We start from the raw sequence: 19,403 nt of genomic DNA on the forward strand, positions 1-19,403 counted from the left end.
CGATGCAACAGACCCACACCGCCGCAGTCAGCGACCCGATATTCCAAGTGCGCGATGTCTCGGTCTCGTTCGACATGGACCGCGGTGAGTCCCGCGTGCTCGACCGCGTCGACATGGACATCGAGCGCGGGGAGATCCTCGGCGTCGTCGGCGAGTCCGGCTCGGGCAAGTCGATGTTCGCCTCGGCGCTGCTCGACGCGGTCGTCGACCCCGGCGTCCTGACCGGCGACATCAGCTTCGACCCGAAGGACGGCCGCCGGATCGACCTGCTGGACCGTGACGAGACCGACATCAAGGACATCCGCTGGCGGCAGATCGCCATGGTGTTCCAGGGGGCGATGAGCTCGTTCAACCCCACGATGACCGTCGAGGACCACTTCCGCGAGACGCTCTCGATCCACGACTACGACGTCGAGGAGGGGATGGAGCGGGCCCGGGACCTCCTCTCGGACCTGTACCTGGAGGCCGACCAGGTGCTCGGCTCCCACCCCCACGAGCTGTCCGGCGGGATGAGCCAGCGGGCGCTTATCGCGCTGGCGCTCGTGCTCGAACCGGAGGTGCTCGTGATGGACGAGCCGACGGCCGCGCTGGACCTGCTGATGCAGCGCTCCATCATCGAGCTCATCCGGGAGATCGCCGACGACCGCGATCTGACCATCGTCTTCATCACGCACGACCTGCCGCTGGTCGCGAACCTCGCCGACCGCCTCGCCGTGCTGTACGCCTTCGAGTTCGTCGAGGTCGGCCCCGCCGACGACGTGCTGACGGGGGCGAAACACCCCTACACCAGGGCGCTGCTGAACGCGACGCCGAACCTCGACACGCCGCGCGAGGAGATGCGGCCGATCGAGGGATCGGCCCCGGACCCGGTGAACGTCCCCGAGGGGTGTTCGTACCACCCGCGCTGTCCGCTGGCCGACGACACCTGCGTCCGCGAGGACCCGCCGCTGGACAGCGACGGCGGGGACGGCCACGCGGCCGCCTGCCACTACGTCGACCGCGTCGACGACGAGGTGCCCCTGACGCTCCAGGAGGTGACCATCGATGAGTGACGAACCCGTCGTCGCCCTGGAGGACGTCGAGGTCCACTTCGAGTCCGACTCGACGATCCTGCCGTGGGGAGACGACCCCGACGTCGTCAAGGCCGTCGACGGCGTCTCGCTGGAGATCCCCGACAACGACGTGGTCGCCCTGGTCGGCGAGTCCGGCTGCGGCAAGACCACGCTGGGCAAGACCGCCATCGGCACCCAGCGGCCCACCGGCGGACAGGTCAAGTACAAGGGCCAGGACGTCTGGAAGGCCAACGACGGCGAGGGCGACGTGGACATCCCCTTCGAGGAGATCCGCCAGTCCCTGCAGATCATCCACCAGGACCCCGGCTCGTCGCTGAACCCGAACAAGACGGTCCAGCACACGCTGGAGGCGCCGCTGAAACTGCGCCACGGGGAGATGGACACCTTCGAGCGCCGCGAGCGCATCCACGAGATGCTCTCGCGGGTCGGCATGGAGCCGCCGGAGGACTACGCCAAGCGGTTCCCCCACCAGCTGTCGGGCGGGGAACAGCAGCGCGTCGCACTCATCCGCGCGCTGCTGATGAACCCCGACCTCATCCTCGCCGACGAGGCCGTCTCTGCGCTCGACGTGTCCCTGCGGATCGACATGATGGACCTGATGCTCGACCTGCAGGACACGTTCGACACCTCCTTCCTCTTTATCAGCCACAACCTCTCGAACGCCAGCTACATCGCCGGCAAGGCCGACGGCCGCATCGGCATCATGTACCTCGGCGAGCTCGTCGAGCTCGGCCCGATCGACGAGGTGCTGGAGAACCCCCAGCACCCCTACACGAAGGCGCTGATGTGGGCGACGCCGAACCTGAACCCGAAGGCCGACGACGGGGGCGCCTCGCCGCTGCGGAAGATCGACGTACCCGACCCGCGCAACCCGCCCGCCGGCTGCAAGTTCCACACCCGCTGTCCGGAGGCCCGCGAGGCCTGCACCGGCGAGATGCCCGACGCCGTCGACCTCGGGGACGGCCACGACGTGGCCTGCTACCGGGCCTACGACGACCACGACTACTGGTCGAGCCCCGAACTCTCCGACGAGGACGACCGGACCGGGACCGGCGAGTCCGCGGCGGACTGACGACCCGCCGCTTCCGGGACCGTTTTCCTAGCCGCCTATCGTCGCCCGGTGGCGCTCCGCCCCGAGGCCCGTCCAGTAGTTCTTTACCGCACAGCGCGAAAGAGAGGGACGATGAACGCGAGCGAGGGGATCTTCCGGGCGCTGCTCGCCGTCGGCCTGACACTGCTGGTGCTCACGACCGGCCTGTTCGTCCTGCAGGAGCCGGGGACCGCCGACTACGTCATCACCGTCCTCGCGCTGGTCGTCCAGGCCGTCATCGTCCTGGTCGCCGTGGCCGGCCTCTACCTCGGGGTCGACCCTCTGGCCCCGATCCTCGACGAGGAGTGAACGCCCGCCGACGCGACGGACCGCGTTTCACGATGTGAACCGGGCGGTCACGGCCCCCGAACCGGCCGTCGTCGCCCGTCGGCCGCGGTCGACCACCCGTCCGGCGATATCGAGGTGGCGACCGTCCCCGGTCCGACCAGTAGCGTTATGCTCCCGCTGGCGCAACCCCCGGTACTCTCATGCCCAGCCAGTACACCGTCGGCGTCGACGAGGTGACCGTCGACGACCCGTTCTGGTCGCCGTGGATCGAGCGCAACCGCGAGGTGACCATCGAGTACCAGTACGAGCAACTGGAGGAGTCGGGGACCCTGGAGAACTTCCGCCGGGCCATCGACGGGAAGTCGGGCGGCTTCCAGGGGATGTGGTTCCAGGACAGCGACGCCTACAAGTGGCTCGAGGCGGCGAGCTACGAGCTCGCGAAGGCCGACGACCCCGACCTGCGCGAGCGGGTCGACGAGGTGATCGACCTGGTCGCCCGCGCCCAGGAGGACTCGGGCTACATCAACACGTACTTCCAGCTCGTCGAGCCCGACAACCGGTGGACGAACCTCAACATCATGCACGAGCTGTACTGCGCCGGCCACCTGATCGAGGCGGCCGTCGCCCACCACGAGGCCACCGGCGAGACCTCCCTGCTCGACGTGGCCGTCGCCTTCGCCGACCACATCGACGACACGTTCGGCGACGAGGTCGACGGCGTCCCCGGCCACGAGGGGATCGAACTCGCCCTGGTGCGGCTCTACCGCGTCACGGACGAGGAGCGATACCTCGACCGCGCGCAGTACTTCGTCGGCCTCCGGGGCCACGACGACCGGCTGCAGTGGGAACTCGAACACTCCGACGAGATCGGCGGGGCCTCGTGGGACGACGGGGCGCTCATCCCAGCCGAGGGCGGCGGGAGCCTCCTGCTCGACGACGATGGCGAGTACGTCGGCACGTACGCCCAGGCGCAGGCCCCCGTCCGCGAGCAGGAGGCCGTTGAGGGCCACTCGGTGCGAGCGGCGTACCTCTACGCCGGCGTCGCCGACCTGCTCGCCGAGCGCGACGACGCGGAGCTGCGCGCGGCGCTGGACCGGCTGTGGGCCAACATGACCGAGAAGCGGATGTACGTCACCGGCGGGATCGGGTCGGCCCACCGACACGAGGGGTTCACCGAGGACTACGACCTGCCCAACAAGTCGGCCTACGCCGAGACCTGCGCCGCCGTCGGGAGCGTCTTCTGGACCCAGCGGCTGTTCGAACTCGACCCCGACCCCGCCTACGCCGACCTGGTCGAGCGCACGCTGTACAACGGCTTCCTCGCCGGCGTCGGGATGGACGGCGAGGAGTTCTTCTACGTCAACCCCCTCGCCAGCGACGGCGACCACCACCGCAGCGGCTGGTTCACCTGCGCCTGCTGTCCGCCCAACGCCGCCCGGCTGTTCGCCTCGCTGGGCCAGTACGTCTACTCGACGGCCGGCGGCGAGCTGTACGTCACCCAGTACGTCGGCAGCCACCTCTCGACGACGGTCGACGGGACCGCCGTCGAACTCGACCAGGAGAGCGCCCTCCCGTGGGACGGCGCGGTGACGCTCGATATCGAGGCCGACGGGACGGTCCCGGTCACCCTCCGGATCCCCGAGTGGGCCGGCGAGGCGACGGTCACCGTCGACGGCGAGAAAGTCGACCACGACGGGTCCGGGTTCGTCCGGCTGGAGCGCGACTGGGACGGCGAACGGGTCGAGCTGACCCTGGAGCAGGAGGCCGAGTTCGTCGCGGCCCACCCCGCGGTCGAGGCCGACGCCGGCCGGCTGGCCGTCGAGCGCGGCCCGCTGGTCTACTGCGCCGAGGCCGTCGACAACGAGCGGCCGCTGCACCACTACGCCGTCGACGAGACCGGGGCGATCGAGGCGAGCCACGACGCCGACCGGCTCGGCGGCGTGACCGTCCTCGAAGCGGACGCGACGGTGCCGGACCTCGACGGGTGGGACGGGGAACTGTATCGCCCGGTGGGTGAAACCGACCGGGAGAAAACGGGTCTCGAACTGGTCCCGTACTACGCCTGGGACAACCGCGCCCCGGGCGCGATGGCGGTCTGGCACCGCCGGGCCTGAACCCGCGCCCCGGGCGCGATGGCGGTCTGGCACCGCCGGGCCTGAACCCGCGCCCCGGGCGCGATGGCGGTCTGGCACCGCCGGGCCTGAACCCGCGCCCCGGGACCGGGGGCCGACCGAAACCGACCGAAGGCGCGCTCAGTCGCCGTCGGCTTCTTCGCCGCTCTCGTCATCGCCGTTTCCGTTGTTGCCGTTGTTGCCGTTCCCGCTGCCGTTCTCACGGCCGTTGCCGTTCCCGCTGCCGTTCCCACGGCCGTTGCCGTTCCCGGGACCGCCGCGCTCGTGGCCGCCGCCGCAGAAGTCCTCGTGGTAGGGTTCGCCGTCGGGCGCGACCTCGATGCCGTGCCAGACGCCGTCGTCGCCGACTCTGTCCGGCTGACCGCGGTCGTTGTCGACGTAACACCGGACGACCGCCGCCGGGGGGAGGTCGAGCGAGAGCGTCCCGTCGTCGCCGACGGTCTCGACCGTCGTCTCGGCGACGTAGTTGTCCGGCGTCGACCACGAGGTGGTGAACGCGTGGGGGAGCGGCCGCTCGTCGGCGGTCGGGACGACCGCGACCACCTCGACGGAGCTGCCGGCGTAGCGGTCGCCGACCTCGACGGTCGCCCCGGCGGACTCCCGGAGGTTGCGGTTCGTGAGGAAGACGGCCAGCTCCTGTCCGCGACGATTTACTATCCCGGCGGCGTCGACGTAGGGCACGTCCTCCATGCGGTCGACGCGCGGGCCGGTCTCGGGGATGGTCCGCGAGTCGCCGTCGATACTCACGTCGGCGGCGTGCCACTCCGAGTGACCGTCGAACACCGCGCCGTAGAGGGCGGTGACGGTCCCCGCGGGCGCGAGCGGGTTCGGGTCCGGCGGGGCCTCCTCGTCGGCCGGCGGGAACATCCGCACCGGCCACCACGTCTGGGAGGCCTCCTTGACGGTGTCGCTGCGGCGGATGAAGGCGTTGAGCATCCCCGCGATGTACGACCCGCCGGGCATCGTCTCCGGCCCGGGGTAGGGCGCGCCGGCGTCGACCGTCGGGAACAGGCCGTACTCGCCGACGTTGACCCGGAAGTCGTCGATGCCCGCGTCGGCGGCCTTCCCGCTCAGGTCCGCCATCAGCCGGCCGAACTGGGTCGGGAACATCACCAGGGCCTCGTTGTAGTCGATGGGGCCGGCGCCGTTGCGCTCGTACCACTCGTCGCGGGCCTCCTGGCTCTCGATGCCCCAGTTGTAGCGGTGGAGGTCGACGCCGTCGAGGCGGTCGCCCGCCTCGTCGAACAGCGTGCCGTTCCAGGCGTCGGGGTCGGGAGTGTTGGCCTCGTCGTAGCCCGGGTCCATCGCGTCGGCGTAGACCACGATGTCGTCGTCGACGGCCGTCATCGCGTCGTAGTAGGTGGTGAACCCGACCCGCTCGTCGGAGCCGCTGGCGTACTCGGAGGGGTCCCCCGTCGACCCGCGCTGCCAGGGGCCCCACACCTCGTTGCCGACCTCCCAGTGGGTCACGTCCCAGGGCTCCTCGTAGCCGTGCTCGGCCCGCAGGGCGCCCATCTCGGTGTCCGTCGAGCCGTTGACGTACTCGACCCAGTCGGCGGCGTCCTCCGGCAGGATCTGCCGCTCCGAGGCCCACTCGGGCGGGTTGTCCCACCAGCCGACCGTGATGCGCGGCGTGAGGTCGGCCACCTCGCAGAGTTCGAGGTACTCGGCCGTCCCGAAGTAGTTGGGGTCGATGCCGCCCCAGGCGTGGTTGAACCGCACCGGTCGCTCCGACTTCGGGCCGACCCCGTCGCGCCAGTTGTACTGGCTGGTGAAGTTGCCGCCGGGCCACTTCAGCCAGGTGGTGTCCTGCTCGCGCATCAACTCGACCGTGTTGGGGTTGAACTTCCCGCGGACCGCGTCGTCGGCGGCGAGGTTCACCCAGTCGATGTCGACGTGGCCCTCCCCCTCCGCGGTGAACTCCAGGACGTACTTGCCGTAGGGGGTGTCGACGTTGGTGCCGCCGGCGACGTACTGGTCGCCGCTGGCCGCGTCGAGTTCGAGGCCGACCTCATGGCGCGTCCACTCGCCGGTCGCGTCCAGGTCGGTCGCCGCCAGCTGTTCCCCGTCGAGGGTCGTCAGCGCGGCCCGGACGGTGTCGGGGCCGTCGCCGCGGACCGACACCGAGAGGTCATAGCCGTGGGTCCGGAAGTCCGGGAGGACGATCTTCTGTGAGATGCCCCCCCGGTCGCCGTCGAAGACGACCCGCTGGTAGTCGGTCGTGTCGACGGCCGCGACGCCGCCCGCCCGCTGCTCGAAGGCGACGCCGTCGCCGCCGACGGGCTCCCAGGGGAACGGGATCCCGTCCGCGCGCTCGATCTCCGACCCGGGGTAGAACGTCCGCGGTCCGAAGTAGTCGTCCTCGGACCACGACCGCGGGTAGAACGCGGGGTTCTTGACGTGTTCGGAGTACACGCCCGGATAGATCGTCCCCGACTCGTAGTGCTCGGAGAGTCGGCCGAACAGCCCCTCGGAGACCGCCTCCTCCGTCCGGTCGTCCGGGTCCACGGTGACGGTGCCGGCGACGGTCGCGTCGGTGCCGCCCCCCTCCGTCGACGACGCGCTCGCCACCGACCCCGTCCCGGCCCCGGCCACCACCGCCGCCTGCAGCGCCACGAACCGCCGCCGCGACAGACCGCTCGATTCGTTGCCGTCGCTACTCGCCCGTCCGCGAGCCTCGGGATCGCTACCCATACGGCTCGCACATAGTAAACACCATACAAAACTATTATGGAATAAATATTATTTATCCGACTCGCCATCCGGCCGCGTCCTCCCGAAGTATAATCTTCACTAGGATAAATATAAGTACTATCCGGGTCCAGTCCATCCCGGCAGGCGCGTACCGACCACTGTCAGACCGAACCACCCCTACGTCCCCTCGTAGGACGACATCCCCACACCGGTACAACAACCATGCGTCACGGATCGCCTGCCACACTGGCCTCTCTCCCCTCTCTCGACCGCTGACCGACGACAGTCGCGTCGGCCGCACGCTCGTCCGCTAGTACCAGCTGTAGATTATACACTGAGATATGGTAATTCGGGCCGCGGAAAGGCGCGTCGAACCGTCACGGGCGACTGGATCGGGGAGCGGGCGGCGGAGAACTCAGCGGTTTCGAGGCGGAGCCTCCGGCCTCAAGGAGCGAGGACTTCCGACGCCGGTCGGAAGGACGACACGAGTAGGCCGGGGAGGAAGCCGACAACTCCGCAATAGACCACAGACTGTAGCCGCCGTTTCTTCCTAACCCTAATAAACTACCAGCCACACATCTGACGTATGGGAATGCGGCGCACTGTCCCGGTCAAACTCGACGTGGACAGTGACGACGCCGCACTTCTCCGCGAGACAGTCGATGAGTTTCTGTGGGCCGCCAACCACGTCGTTGACCACGCCTGGCAGGGCGAATACAAGACCACGAGCAAGGCACAGTTGCAGGCAGAAACCTACGACGAGGTACGCGACCAGACGCGGTTGCACGCGAATCTCGTCCAGAACGCTCGCAACAAGGCCGCCGACGCCGTACAGAGCGTCGTCGCTCGCTGGAAGCAGGGCGAGTACGCTGGCAAACCACACTTCTCAAAACCGACCGCCGTCTACGACAAACGATGTGCAACCTTCCACGACGAGCACGTGTCGCTGGCAACCGTAGATGGGCGTATCGAAGTCCAGTACGTCCTACCCGACGAGCAACGGGACACACCCCACAGCCGGTATCTCGATAACGATGACTACGAGGTGACGGGTGCAGAACTCCATCACAAGCACGACGAGTGGTACCTTCATCTCCGCACAAAGGCGGAGATGGAGTCTGACACGCCGGAACAGGCAACGACCGGGCACAGTACAGTCCTCGGCGTTGACCTCGGCGTGAACCAACTCGCAGTCACCTCGACAGGGACGTACTGGAGCGGGAACGAGTTTGACCACTGGCGACGGGAGTACGAGAAACGCCGGGCATCACTCCAACAATGCGGAAGTCGCCACGCTCACGAGAACATACAAGCAGTCGGGCGCAAAGAGACGGGTCGGTTCAAGATGATGCTCCACCGGATTGCCAACGGAATCATCGAAGAAGCCGCCGAAAATGGCTGTACGGTCATCGCGTTCGAGGAGTTGACCGGCATCCGCGACCGACTCTCTGGTGCGTCGTGGGGGCACAAGTGGGCCTTCGAGCGGTTGTACGAGTACGTCAAGTACAAAGCCGAGCCCCACGGCATCGGCGTGGAGCAGGTTGACCCGGAGAACACGTCACGGCGTTGCTCGCACTGTGGGTTCACACACCCGGACAACCGCGACAGCGAGGACTTCGAGTGTCTGAAATGCGGCTACGAGAACCACGCCGACTACAACGCCGCGAAGAACATCGGACTGCGGTATCTCCGCCGTAACCAAACTGGGGACGGCGGAGGCGCACCCGTAGGCGTGCGCCTGAATCGCGGGATGGTGAACGCGAACGGAGGATACAACCCTCCTGCCGGGGATTCCGGCCAGAGCGGGAGTCCACGCGAAAGCCCCACCCTCAACGAAGCGAACGGCGAAGCCGTGAGCGAGTAGGGTGGGGTAGTTTACAGCGCGTCTGACCACTCGGAGTAGGTGGTGTTGAACTCGACGACGCCGACGACGTTGCGGAGCTGGGAGGGGACCTCCGAGCGGAACCGGTCGTCGGGCATGCGGTCGGCGGGGGCGGAGACGCTGATGGCGCCGAGCAGCTCGCCCGAGCGGTCGGAGACGGCGGAGGCGACGCAGCGGACGCCCTCGTCGCGCTCCTCGTCGTCGAAGGCGACGCCGCGCTCGCGGATGGTCGAGAGCGCGGCGCGCAGTTCGTCGGGGTCGGTGATCGTGTTCGGGGTCTGCGGTTCGAGGGGGTGGTCGGCGAGAACGGCTTCGAGCCGCTCCTCGGGGAGTTCCGCGAGGTAGGCCTTCCCGGCGGCCGTGCAGTGGAGGCCCTCGACGGTGCCGGCGTAGGTCGGCGGGTCGTCGACCGCGTCGCCGGTCGCCTGGTAGAGGGTGATCGCGCGGCCGTCGCGGACGACGACCAGCCGGGCCTGCTCGCCGGTCGTCTCCGCCAGGCGGTCGACGTTCGGCTTGGCCACGTGGTAGATCCGCTCGCCCGTCCGCGCGGTCGCGCCGAGCGTGAACAGCCCGAGCCCGAGCCGGTACCGGCCGTCCTCGGCGCGGAGGTAGCCGTCGTCGGCCAGCGTGGCGAGGTAGTGGTGGACGGTGCTCTTCGGGAGGTCCAGCGCCTCGGCGAGCTCGGTCACGCCCGCGCTGTCGCGTTCGCGCACCGCTTCGAGGATCCGAAAGGCCGTGCCGACCGAGGCGATCCGGTCCCCGCCTCGGGTGTCACCGTCGCTCATGTCCCTCACTGTCGGGGCCCACACTTAACCGTGTCCCGCCGGCGCGTCGTCGCCCGGTCCGACGACGTGGAGTGTCCCGCCGGCGCCGCTCTCGACCGGACCCGGTCGGGGCCGCCGCCGGCCGGGTCGGGGGCTGTCGCCGCCGGCCGGGTCAGATCCCGTCGCGGTCGGCGGCCTCGTAGATGCGGTCGACGACGCGCTGGACGGCCAGCGCCTGCTCGGCGGTGCAGCGGTCGGGCGACTCGCCGGTCTCGACGGCCGCGAGGAAGGTCGCGAGCTCGTCCCGGAACGGGTCGTTGGCCGGCGGGACCAGCTCGCTGTCGACGTAGTGGTCGACCACGTCGGACCGGACCTCGTACAGCCGGAAGTCGCGGTGCTGGCCGTCGGAGGGGTCGACCGACTCCAGCGGCGTCGTGATGTCCAGGGAGACGCCGGCCTCCGTCCCGCGGATGTTGTACTCGTGGCGCCGGCGGGCGTTGGCCGCCCACGCGACCTCCAGGTGGGCGGTCCGGCCGCCCTCGAACTCGCAGAAGGCGGTCGCCGAGTCCTCCACGTCGTACATCTTCGCCTCGTCGTCCTCGCCCCACATCTCGAGGTAGGCGTAGTCCTCGCGGTCGCCGAAGTCCGAGCGGGTGGTCGCCACCACCGCCTCCAGCTCCGGCCAGCCGTAGAAGTCCAGCACGAGGTCGACGACGAACGACCCCACGTCGAGGAGCGCGCCCCCGCCAGCGATCTCCCGGGAGGTGTACCACGTGCCCAGCCCGGGGACGCCCCGGCGGCGCATGTACCGGGCGTCGATGTGGGTGACCTCGCCCAGTCGTCCGCTCTCGGCGTAGGCCTTCGCCAGCCGGCAGCGGTTGCGAAACCGGTGGAAGTAGCCGCACATGCAGATGCTGCCGGTCTCCTCGGCCCGTTCGACGATCCGCTCGGCGCTGGCCAGGTCGTGAGCCAGCGGCTTCTCGATCAGCACGTCCAGCCCCGCGTCGAAGGCCTTCAGCGCCGCCGTCTCGTGGAACTTGTTCGGCGTCGAGATGATCGCCGCGTCCATGCCCGCCGCGAACAGCTCGTCCAGCCCCTCGTACATCGTCGCGTCGTAGCGGTCGCGAAAGCGCTCTTTCGCCCGCGGGTCCAGGTCCACCGCGTGGACGGTGTGGCCCAGCTCCTCCAGGAACTCCGCGTGCGTCTCCCCGTGCTCGCCGAGCCCGACGAGTCCGATGTCCATGCGGGCGGCGTCGTCGTCCATAGCCCACCCTCCGGGCGGACCGACGTATGGGTTTTGGTCACCGCCCCGCGCCGCCGCGACGCGCCGCCCGAACTCGGATAAAATTTCGAATCATTCGGTGGAATAGACAGCATCCGTATATATCTGCGATCGCTGGTACCGAGCGACGCCGAACCGGTCGACGGCGGCGGTGACGGGAGGGAAACGTTGACGGTGGTACGGCCGGATTCCCACCACCATGGGCGAGTCGTACTTCAGGGGGCACGTGACCCAGCGGGGGATCGTCTTCGGCCCGGAGGGTGACGTGTTGCTCGTGACGAGCGGGCTGCGGCCGTGGACGTTCCCGGGGGGTCGGATCGAGGCCGAGGCCGACCCCGAGGCGTCGCTCCGGCGGACGCTCCACGAGCGGGTGGGACTGCACACGACCGTCGAGGAGCCGGTCAAGACGGTGACCGACATCTGGGGGAGCGGCGACGAGCCGGTGTACGCGGTGCTGTACCGGGTGCAGGCCCGCAGCCGCGACGTGCAGCTGGGGGAGAAACACGACGACTACTGCTGGTACACGCCCGACGGCGCCGTCGAGGAGATGCACTTCAAGTCCCTCGAACAGGCCGTCGAGCGCGCGGTGGAGAACCACCGGGCCGCCGAGTGGACCGGGGAGAGCGACGGCCCCGACGGGGAGTGAACCGACCGGGGCAACCCGGCCCGGTTCGGGTCGTGTCCCGGCCGGTGCTCCGGGAGTGTTTTGAGGGCGCCGCCCCGACGGGGTGGTGATGGTCGATATACGCCGGCTCGACGAGGCGACCGTCGAGCGCATCGCGGCGGGCGAGGTGGTCGAGCGCCCGGCCTCGGTCGTGAAGGAGCTCGTCGAGAACAGCCTCGACGCCGACGCCACCCGGGTCGACGTGACCGTCGAGCGCGGCGGCAAGGACGGCGTCACCGTCGCCGACGACGGCGTCGGCATGACCGAGGAAGAGGTCCGCCGGGCCGTCGAGGAACACACCACCTCGAAGATCCGCGACATCGACGACCTGGAGTCGGGCGTCGCCACCCTGGGATTCCGCGGCGAGGCGCTGCATGCCATCGGCGCCGTCTCCCGGCTGACGATCACGACCCGCCCCCGGGCCGACCGCGACGTGGACAGCCACCGCGGGACGGAACTCACCGTCGAGGGCGGCGAGGTGACGGGCGTCGAGCCCGCCGGCTGCCCGGAGGGCACCACCATCGAGGTCGACGACCTCTTTTTCAACGTCCCCGCCCGCCGGAAGTACCTCAAGCAGGACGGCACGGAGTTCGCCCACGTCAACACCGTCGTCACGAGCTACGCGCTGGCCAACCCCGGCGTGGCCGTCTCGCTGACCCACGACGGCCGCGAGACGTTCGCCACGACCGGTGGGGGCGACCGCCGCGAGGCCGTCATGGCCGTCTACGGCCGGGAGGTCGCCGAGTCGATGGTCGAGGTCTCGATGGGGAGCGGCGACGGCGCGGACGGCGGCGACGGGGAGACCGCCGACCTGCCGGAAGGCCCGCTGGACGGGGTGTCCGGGCTGGTGAGCCACCCCGAGACCACCCGGAGCACCCGGGAGTACCTGTCGACGTACGTCAACGGCCGGTACGTCACCGCGGGCGCCGTCCGCGACGCCGTCATCGACGCCTACGGCCACCAGCTGGCGCCCGACCGCTACCCCTTCGCCGTCCTCTTCCTCGACGTGCCCGCCGGCGACGTGGACGTGAACGTCCACCCCCGGAAGCTGGAGGTCCGGTTCGCCGACGAGGCAGGCGTCCGCGAGCAGATCGAGACCGCCGTCGAGTCGGCGCTGCTCGACGAGGGGCTGCTCCGCAGCGGCGCCCCCCGCGGCAAGTCCGCGCCCGAACAGGCCGAGATCGCGCCCGAACGGAGCGATTCCGACGCGAACGTGAAGGCCGACGCCAACGACGGCCGGGGCGCCACTGACGGGTCGGCGAGCCCGGACGACTCGTCCGGTGTGGCCGAACCGTCCCGTGGAACCGCGTCGACGGCCGCCGGCGAGTCGACCGCCGGATCGAGCGAGTCCGGGACCGACGAGACGGTCGACTCGACCACCGAGTCGACGACCGGACCGACCTTCTCCTCGGATCCCTCTGCGCCCTCGCCCCGCTCGACGCCTCCGGGAACCGATCCGTCGAGGGAATCGGCCACGGAGAACGGCGGGGACGCGGCTGCCGCGGACGCGAGCACGGAGTCCGAAACGGAACCGGACGACGGCCGGACGGCTTCGGCGTCGACTGCCGACGGGGCGACCCCGGAGTCGTCGGACGCCGGGCCCGCGTCCGGTTCGGCGAGCGACGGGGCGTCCGCCGACTCGACGGCGGAGCGCGACCGGGACGACCGGGGTCGCAAGTTCGCCGGCGGGCACGACCAGGCGCGGCTCGGCGACGGCGAGCCGGTCGAAGCGGACGCAGACGAAGCGTCGGCGTTCGACGCGTTGCCCTCGATGCGGGTGCTGGGCCAGCTCCACGGGACGTACGTCCTCGCGGAGACCGACGAGGGGCTGGTCATGGTCGACCAGCACGCCGCCGACGAGCGGATCAACTACGAGCGGCTGCGCGAGCGGTTCGCCGGCGAGACGACGACCCAGGCGCTCGCACAGCCCGTCGAGCTCTCGCTGACGGCCCGGGAGGCGGAACTGTTCGAGACCTACGGCGAGGCGCTGTCGACGCTGGGTTTTCGGGCCGAACGCGTCGGCGACCGGACCGTCGAGGTGCGGACGGTGCCCTCGCTGATGGCCGACACCGCCGACCCCGACCTGTTGCGGGACGCGCTGGCGGCGTTCGTCGAGGGCGAGGGGTCGGCGGCCGAGACGGTCGAGGCCGCCGCCGACGAACTGCTGGCCGACCTGGCCTGCTACCCCTCTATCACCGGCAACACCTCGCTGACCGAGGGATCGGTCACGGATCTCCTCGAACGGCTGGACGACTGCGAGAACCCGTGGGCCTGTCCCCACGGCCGCCCCGTCGTCGTCGAGTTCGACGCCGACGAGATCGAGGCCCGCTTCGAGCGGGACTACCCCGGCCACGGCGGACGACGGGACTGAAGTGAGTTTTCACGGCGGAGCGGCCGGAACGGTTCGGCGGGCGTCGCCGATCGCGCGACCCCGCCCCCCAATGAACTAAACCGGATGCTGTCCATGGACGGGGTATGACAGAGCTGGTGACGTTCGGCGAGACCTCGCTGCGGCTGTCGCCGGCGGGCGACGAACGGCTGGAGACGGCCGAGGACGTGCGGATGCGGGTATCGGGCACGGAGAGCAACGTCGCGGTGGCGGCCAGCGCGATGGGGGCCGACGCGACGTGGCTGTCGAAGCTGCCGGACTCGCCGCTGGGCCGGCGCGTCGAGCGGACGCTGCACGCCCACGGCGTCGACACGGAGATCGCGTGGGCCGACGGGGCCCGGCAGGGGCTCCAGTTCGCCGAACAGGGGCCGGCGCCGCGGACCGAACGGCTGGTCCAGGACCGCGAGGGGGTCGCCGCGGCGTCGGTGACGCCCGGCGAGTTGCCGATGGACCGGGTCCAGCGGGCCGACGCCACGTTCGTCGCCGGGAGCACGCTGTCGCTGTCGGGCGACATCGTCGAGACCGCCGAGGCGGTCCTGCGGGCGGCGGGCAGCGGGCTGGTCGCGATGGACCTCGACTTCCAGCCCGGCCTCTGGTCGGTCGAAGCGGCCCGCGAGACGCTGGAGGGCGTGTTCGACGCCGTCGACGTGCTGATCGCGAACGAGGACCAGGCCCGGGCGGTCTTCGACCGGACCGACGAACCCCGGAAGTTCGCCCACGCCATCGCCTCGAAGCGGGACTTCGACACGGTCGTCGTCACGCGCAGCGAGCGTGGCGCGCTGGTCTGCAGCGACGGCGTGATCCACGAGCAGGACGGGGTCGAGGTCGACGCGGTCGACCCGGCCGGCCAGCACGAGGCCTTCACCGGCGCCTTCCTCGAACGGGTCCTCTCGGGGGCGGGTGCGAGCGAGGCGCTGACCTACGGCGTCGCGAGCGCGACGCTGGCCCGGACGATCCCCGGAGCGATGACGACCGCGACCCGCGCGGAGGTCGAGTCGCTGGCCGCGGATCTCGACGACGGCCGCTGACGGCGGTCTTGTCGCCGGACGGCCACAGCGGGCCGAGCGGCCGCGCGGTCACCGGCGCCCGGATCCCCCGGACGGCGGTGAGATGCCAACAGAGATATGAGGCCGCCAGCCGAGGGTCCACCCAGCTATGTCACGGGCACACACGCGCGCGGTCACGGTCGCGTTCGCGGTGTTCGTCGCCAGCGCGTCGTTCGTCGGGGGCGTCGGCGCGGGGTCGGACGACACCGTCACGCTCACCGTCACCGTCGTCGACGAGGGGGGGGACCCGCTCTCCGACGCGGAGCTGTCGGCCACCTGGGACGGCGGGGGGCCGGTCAACCGCACCACCGCCGGCAACGGCAAGGCGTTCGTCGACGTGGCCGAGGGGGCCGACGTGACCGTCCGCGTCGACCACCCGAACTACGTCCGCAACCACCCCTACGTCGTCGAGAACGCCAGCGAGGGGGACGTGACCATCGAGGTCGCCCGGGCCGGCCGGGCGACGGTCACCGTCGAGGGCAGCGAGGGGCCGCTCGGCAACGCGATCGTCCGCATGTTCCACGACGGCCGGCCGGTGCTCAACGAGCGGACGGCCGCCGACGGCCAGTACAGGACCCCCGAGATCGAGCGGGGCAACTACACGCTCGTCACGTTCAAGGAGGGGTACCTGCGCAACCGGACGACGCTGACCGTCGACGGGGAGGTCGGCGAGACCATGCAGGTCCGCCAGGAGTCGGTGCTGGTCACCTTCACCGTCCGCGACGACCACTTCGACCCGCCGCGGGCGGTGACGGACGCGAACGTCACCGTCCCGGGCGTCGCCGACGTGACGACCCAGGGGACCGGTACCGTCAGCGTGAGCGTCCCCGTCAACGACGCCTACGAGGTGACGGTCACGAAGCCGGGCTACGAGTCGGTCACCGAACGCCTCCGGGTCCAGGAGTCGGAGACCTCGCTGAACGCGACCATCCAGCGGACGCCGGCCATCAGCCTCCGCGCCGACAACGACCGTGTCGTCGTCGGCGAGTCGGTCCGGGTGACCGTCACCGACGAGTACGGCAACCCGGTCCCCAACGCGTCGGTCAGCCGGGCGGGCACGACGGTCGGCGAGACCGACGACACCGGGGTCCTGGGCGTCCCCGTCGAGAGCGCGGGCAACGTCACCATCTCGGCCGAGGCCGACGGGCGCGAGGCCGCGATCACGGTCGAGGGCGTCCAGCCCGGCGGCGCGTCCACGCCGACCGCGACCGACTCGCCGACGGCCACCGACACCGCGACCGGCACGTCGAGCGGACTCGGTCCGGGGGTCGGGGTCGCCGGCACGGTGGTCGCGCTCCTGGTCGCCGGCTTGCTCGCCGGCCGCCGCGGCGAGTGACCGCGACCGCCGGAGCGTAGCCGCCGGCCGCTGGTTCCCGGTGGCCCTATATAGCGGAACGGTCGGGAACGTCCCGCAGGGGAGTCCAAACCGGAAATCGTCGCCGCCTCGCCGGGGTTTAGGTCCGGGGGAGTGAACCACCGACCATGGCCGCGGAGTCGCCGAGCGTCCGGTCGACGGTCCGGCAGTTCCTCTCGCTGGAGCGGGACGTGCTCGTCCTCTCGGTCGCGATGTTCGCGTTCAGCCTCGGCTTCCAGATGACCGGCCGCTACCTCTCGGAGTACCTGGTCGTCCTCGGCGCCTCTCCCTTCGTCGTCGGCCTCTACGGCTCGTTCGGCAACATCATCAGCGCGGTCTACCCCTACGCCGGCGGCGTCTTCTCCGACCGGGTGGGCTCGCGGTACGCCCTGACCCTCTTCGGCCTGCTGTCGACGCTCGGGTTCCTCGTCTGGCTGGTCGCGCCGCTCGTCGGCCCTATCGGTCTGGGCGCCCTCGTCCTCGAACCGTGGGTCTGGATCTTCGTCGGCCTCGTGCTCGCCCAGGCCTGGAAGTCGTTCGGACTGGGGGCGACGTTCGCCATCGTCAAGCAGAGCGTCCCCGACGACCGGCTGGCCCGCGGGTTCGCCAGCACCGAGACGTTCCGCCGGACGGCCTTCCTCGTCGGCCCGCTGCTGGCCGCCGGACTCCTCTTCGTCTTCTCCGGCGGCGCCGCCGGTGAGGAGATCCTGCCGGGGTTCCTGTACGTGCTCGGCGTCGCCGTCGTCTTCGGCGTCGTCGCCACCGCGGTCCAGCACGTCAGCTACGAGGCCGACGCCGACTCGTTCGGCACGGAGTTCGCGGGGATCGACCAGATCCGCTCGGACCTGGCCGACCTGCCCGAGCCCCTCCGGCCGCTGCTGGTCGCGGACACGCTGGTCCGGTTCGCCAACGGCATGGTCTACGGCTTCTTCATCCTCGTGATCACCCGCATCTGGGAGCTCGACGCGACCGTCTTCGGGTTCTACCTCAACCCGGCCGTCTTCTTCGGCGTCCTGCTGGGCGTCGAGATGGTCGTCGCGCTGGCCTCGATGGCGCCGGCGGCGGTCGTCGCCGAGCGGGTCGGCCTCAAGCCCGTCGTCGCCCTCGGCTTCGCCGTCTACGCGGTCTTCCCGGTCCTGCTGATCTTCGCGCCGGCGGACCCGCTCGTGGTGACGCTGCTGTTCGCGTTCTCCGGGCTGCGCTTCGCCGGCCTCCCCTCCCACAAGGCGCTCATCGTCGGCCCCGCCGAGCGCGACGCCGGCGGTCGCGTCACAGGGGCGTACTACCTCCTGCGGAACACGATCGTCGTCCCCAGCGCCGCCCTGGGCGGCTACCTCTACGACAGCGACTGGACGGTCGCGCTGCCCGCCGGCCCGCTCGACGCCGTGACCGCCGGCCCGGAACTCGCCTTTTCCGTCGCGACCGTCGTCGGCGTCGTCGGCGTCGCGTACTTCCTCGCTTTCGGCGAGGAGTTCGCCGCCTACGCCTGATGGACGAGTGGTTCGAGGGGTTCGCCGCCTACGCCCGGGGCCGGCGACAGCCCTTTCTCCGCGGACGTGGTACGTCATCGCATGGCAATCGAGGACGACCGTCCGGGCAGCGACATGACCGACCGGGAGGTCGAGGCGCTCCACGAGGTGGAACTCGGCGTCGAGTGGTTGCGCCGCGCCCACGGCAAGCTCGTCGCGTTCCACCACAACACCGGCCACGCGATGGAGCACTTCGCCGAGGCCGAACAACTGCTCCGCGAGACCGGCCACGAGACGCTGGCCGACGAGATCCGCGACAGCCACCTCCCACGGGGCGTCGTCGACGAGCACCGCTGGTCGTACGACGTGCTGGAGTCGTTCGAGGACGACTTCATGGACGACGTGACCGGGCTGGCCGACCGCGCCCGCGCCGACCTGGCCGACGGCCGCCGCCACGTCGCCGAGCGCCGCCAGGAACGCGAGTGGAAGCGCGACGCCGACCGGGAGTGACCGCGAGGAGCCGGGCGCGTCGCTCTCCGGTGTCGCGGGCGCTCCGGTCCGGACCCGTCAGTGGTTCTGGATCGCGTCGATGACCATCGCCGCGGCGACGATGGGCTCTCTCGGTACGCCGGTGGCGTCGTCGATGGTGATGTCGTAGCGGTCCCGGAGGGAGACGTGGCCCTGGATCGTGCCGACGTGGTCGCCGTCGGCGTCGGTGATCTCGTACTTGTGGGGAATGAACGCGCCCAAGGGGAGGTAGTGGCGCGCGACCGTGTAGAGGGCGCCCCGCGAGTCGATCTGGGCGAGCTGCTCGCCGGTGTCGGCGTCCCGCACCGTCCAGGTGTCCTGGAAGATCGAGAAGTCGTTGTCGAGGACGACGACCTCCTCGTCCGTCTCGGCGTCGATCAGGGCGTAGTTGCCGGCCACGTCCATGATCCCGCCGGCCTTGACCGTGAACACGTCGTTTCCGTCCCCGTCCGTGAACGGGAACTCCTCTTTCATCTTCATCAGCTTCTGCTTGCCGCGCAGAACCACGTTCCCGGCGGCGTCGGTCGCCTTGTACTTGTTGCGGATCAGCGACTGTTCGACCGTGTAGCTGTCGTCTCCCAGCTCGATCCCCGCGATGTCGTATGTCCCAGCCATGTTCGCCCTAGCTGTTCCGTCCCTGGTATTTAAATCTCGGCGCCAGATGCCCCCCCAGCGGGGGACCCGCGGCCGGGTCGAGCGGCCGTCAGCCGGCGGAGGGAGTGGCCGCGGACGCGGAGACTCGCCGGCG

At 70.3% G+C, this 19,403-nt stretch carries 15 protein-coding genes; 11 read left to right on the forward strand and 4 right to left on the reverse strand.

Features of this window, described 5'->3' with window-relative positions:
* The first annotated feature begins 2 nt into the window (after window positions 1-2).
* The 4 genes from E3328_RS15510 to E3328_RS15525 all read left to right on the forward strand — a co-directional run bounded on the left by E3328_RS15510 (window position 3) and on the right by E3328_RS15525 (window position 4,565).
* Window positions 3-1,052 carry an ABC transporter ATP-binding protein gene (locus tag E3328_RS15510; protein ID WP_135365522.1) on the forward strand — a complete coding sequence of 350 codons (1,050 nt, stop codon included), beginning with the start codon at window positions 3-5 and terminating at the stop codon, window positions 1,050-1,052.
* Window positions 1,045-2,145: an ABC transporter ATP-binding protein gene (locus E3328_RS15515; protein WP_135365523.1), complete on the forward strand. Its 1,101-nt coding sequence runs from the start codon at window positions 1,045-1,047 to the stop codon at window positions 2,143-2,145. The genes E3328_RS15510 and E3328_RS15515 overlap by 8 nt, the downstream gene beginning before the upstream one ends.
* Window positions 2,146-2,256: 111 nt before the next feature.
* Window positions 2,257-2,472 carry a hypothetical protein gene (locus tag E3328_RS15520; protein WP_135365524.1) on the forward strand — a complete coding sequence of 72 codons (216 nt, stop codon included), beginning with the start codon at window positions 2,257-2,259 and terminating at the stop codon, window positions 2,470-2,472.
* A 179-nt stretch (window positions 2,473-2,651) separates the two neighbouring features.
* Window positions 2,652-4,565: a glycoside hydrolase family 127 protein gene (locus E3328_RS15525; protein ID WP_135365525.1), complete on the forward strand. Its 1,914-nt coding sequence runs from the start codon at window positions 2,652-2,654 to the stop codon at window positions 4,563-4,565.
* Window positions 4,566-4,703: 138 nt separating this feature from the next.
* On the opposite strand, the gene E3328_RS15530 is transcribed toward E3328_RS15525, so the two are convergent.
* On the reverse strand, window positions 4,704-7,277 hold the full coding sequence (locus E3328_RS15530) for an alpha-L-arabinofuranosidase (RefSeq protein WP_209452212.1): 2,574 nt from the start codon (window positions 7,275-7,277) through the stop codon (window positions 4,704-4,706).
* Between the two features lie 586 nt (window positions 7,278-7,863).
* On the opposite strand from E3328_RS15530, the gene E3328_RS15535 reads away from it, so the two are divergent.
* On the forward strand, window positions 7,864-9,141 hold the full coding sequence (locus E3328_RS15535) for an RNA-guided endonuclease InsQ/TnpB family protein (RefSeq protein ID WP_135365526.1): 1,278 nt from the start codon (window positions 7,864-7,866) through the stop codon (window positions 9,139-9,141).
* Window positions 9,142-9,152: 11 nt separating this feature from the next.
* Here the strand turns inward: E3328_RS15535 and E3328_RS15540 are convergent, their stop codons facing one another.
* Both E3328_RS15540 and E3328_RS15545 read right to left on the reverse strand, forming a co-directional pair.
* Complete coding sequence (locus tag E3328_RS15540; protein WP_135365527.1) at window positions 9,153-9,944, reverse strand: IclR family transcriptional regulator; 792 nt, start codon at window positions 9,942-9,944, stop codon at window positions 9,153-9,155.
* Between the two features lie 151 nt (window positions 9,945-10,095).
* Window positions 10,096-11,187, reverse strand: coding sequence for a Gfo/Idh/MocA family protein (locus tag E3328_RS15545; protein ID WP_135365528.1), 1,092 nt, complete (start codon window positions 11,185-11,187; stop codon window positions 10,096-10,098).
* Window positions 11,188-11,404: 217 nt separating this feature from the next.
* Here E3328_RS15545 and E3328_RS15550 point away from each other — a divergent pair, with 217 nt between their 5' ends.
* From E3328_RS15550 to E3328_RS15575, 6 genes are all read left to right on the forward strand, one after another.
* Complete coding sequence (locus E3328_RS15550) at window positions 11,405-11,851, forward strand: NUDIX domain-containing protein (protein ID WP_135365529.1); 447 nt, start codon at window positions 11,405-11,407, stop codon at window positions 11,849-11,851.
* Window positions 11,852-11,939: 88 nt separating this feature from the next.
* Window positions 11,940-14,240, forward strand: coding sequence for a DNA mismatch repair endonuclease MutL (gene mutL, locus E3328_RS15555; protein ID WP_135365530.1), 2,301 nt, complete (start codon window positions 11,940-11,942; stop codon window positions 14,238-14,240).
* Window positions 14,241-14,344: 104 nt separating this feature from the next.
* Window positions 14,345-15,286 carry a sugar kinase gene (locus E3328_RS15560; protein ID WP_135365531.1) on the forward strand — a complete coding sequence of 314 codons (942 nt, stop codon included), beginning with the start codon at window positions 14,345-14,347 and terminating at the stop codon, window positions 15,284-15,286.
* 127 nt (window positions 15,287-15,413) lie between these two features.
* Window positions 15,414-16,640, forward strand: coding sequence for a PGF-CTERM sorting domain-containing protein (locus tag E3328_RS15565; protein WP_135365532.1), 1,227 nt, complete (start codon window positions 15,414-15,416; stop codon window positions 16,638-16,640).
* A gap of 146 nt (window positions 16,641-16,786) precedes the next feature.
* Window positions 16,787-18,148 carry an MFS transporter gene (locus E3328_RS15570; RefSeq protein WP_135365533.1) on the forward strand — a complete coding sequence of 454 codons (1,362 nt, stop codon included), beginning with the start codon at window positions 16,787-16,789 and terminating at the stop codon, window positions 18,146-18,148.
* Window positions 18,149-18,229: 81 nt separating this feature from the next.
* A complete protein-coding gene (locus E3328_RS15575) occupies window positions 18,230-18,637 on the forward strand; it encodes a hypothetical protein (RefSeq protein ID WP_135365534.1) in 408 nt (135 codons plus the stop codon).
* Window positions 18,638-18,694: 57 nt separating this feature from the next.
* On the opposite strand, the gene E3328_RS15580 is transcribed toward E3328_RS15575, so the two are convergent.
* Window positions 18,695-19,270 carry an LURP-one-related/scramblase family protein gene (locus E3328_RS15580; protein ID WP_135365535.1) on the reverse strand — a complete coding sequence of 192 codons (576 nt, stop codon included), beginning with the start codon at window positions 19,268-19,270 and terminating at the stop codon, window positions 18,695-18,697.
* Window positions 19,271-19,403: the final 133 nt, after the last annotated feature.

The sequence above is a fragment of the Halosimplex halophilum genome, from assembly GCF_004698125.1.
Taxonomy (GTDB): domain Archaea; phylum Halobacteriota; class Halobacteria; order Halobacteriales; family Haloarculaceae; genus Halosimplex; species Halosimplex halophilum.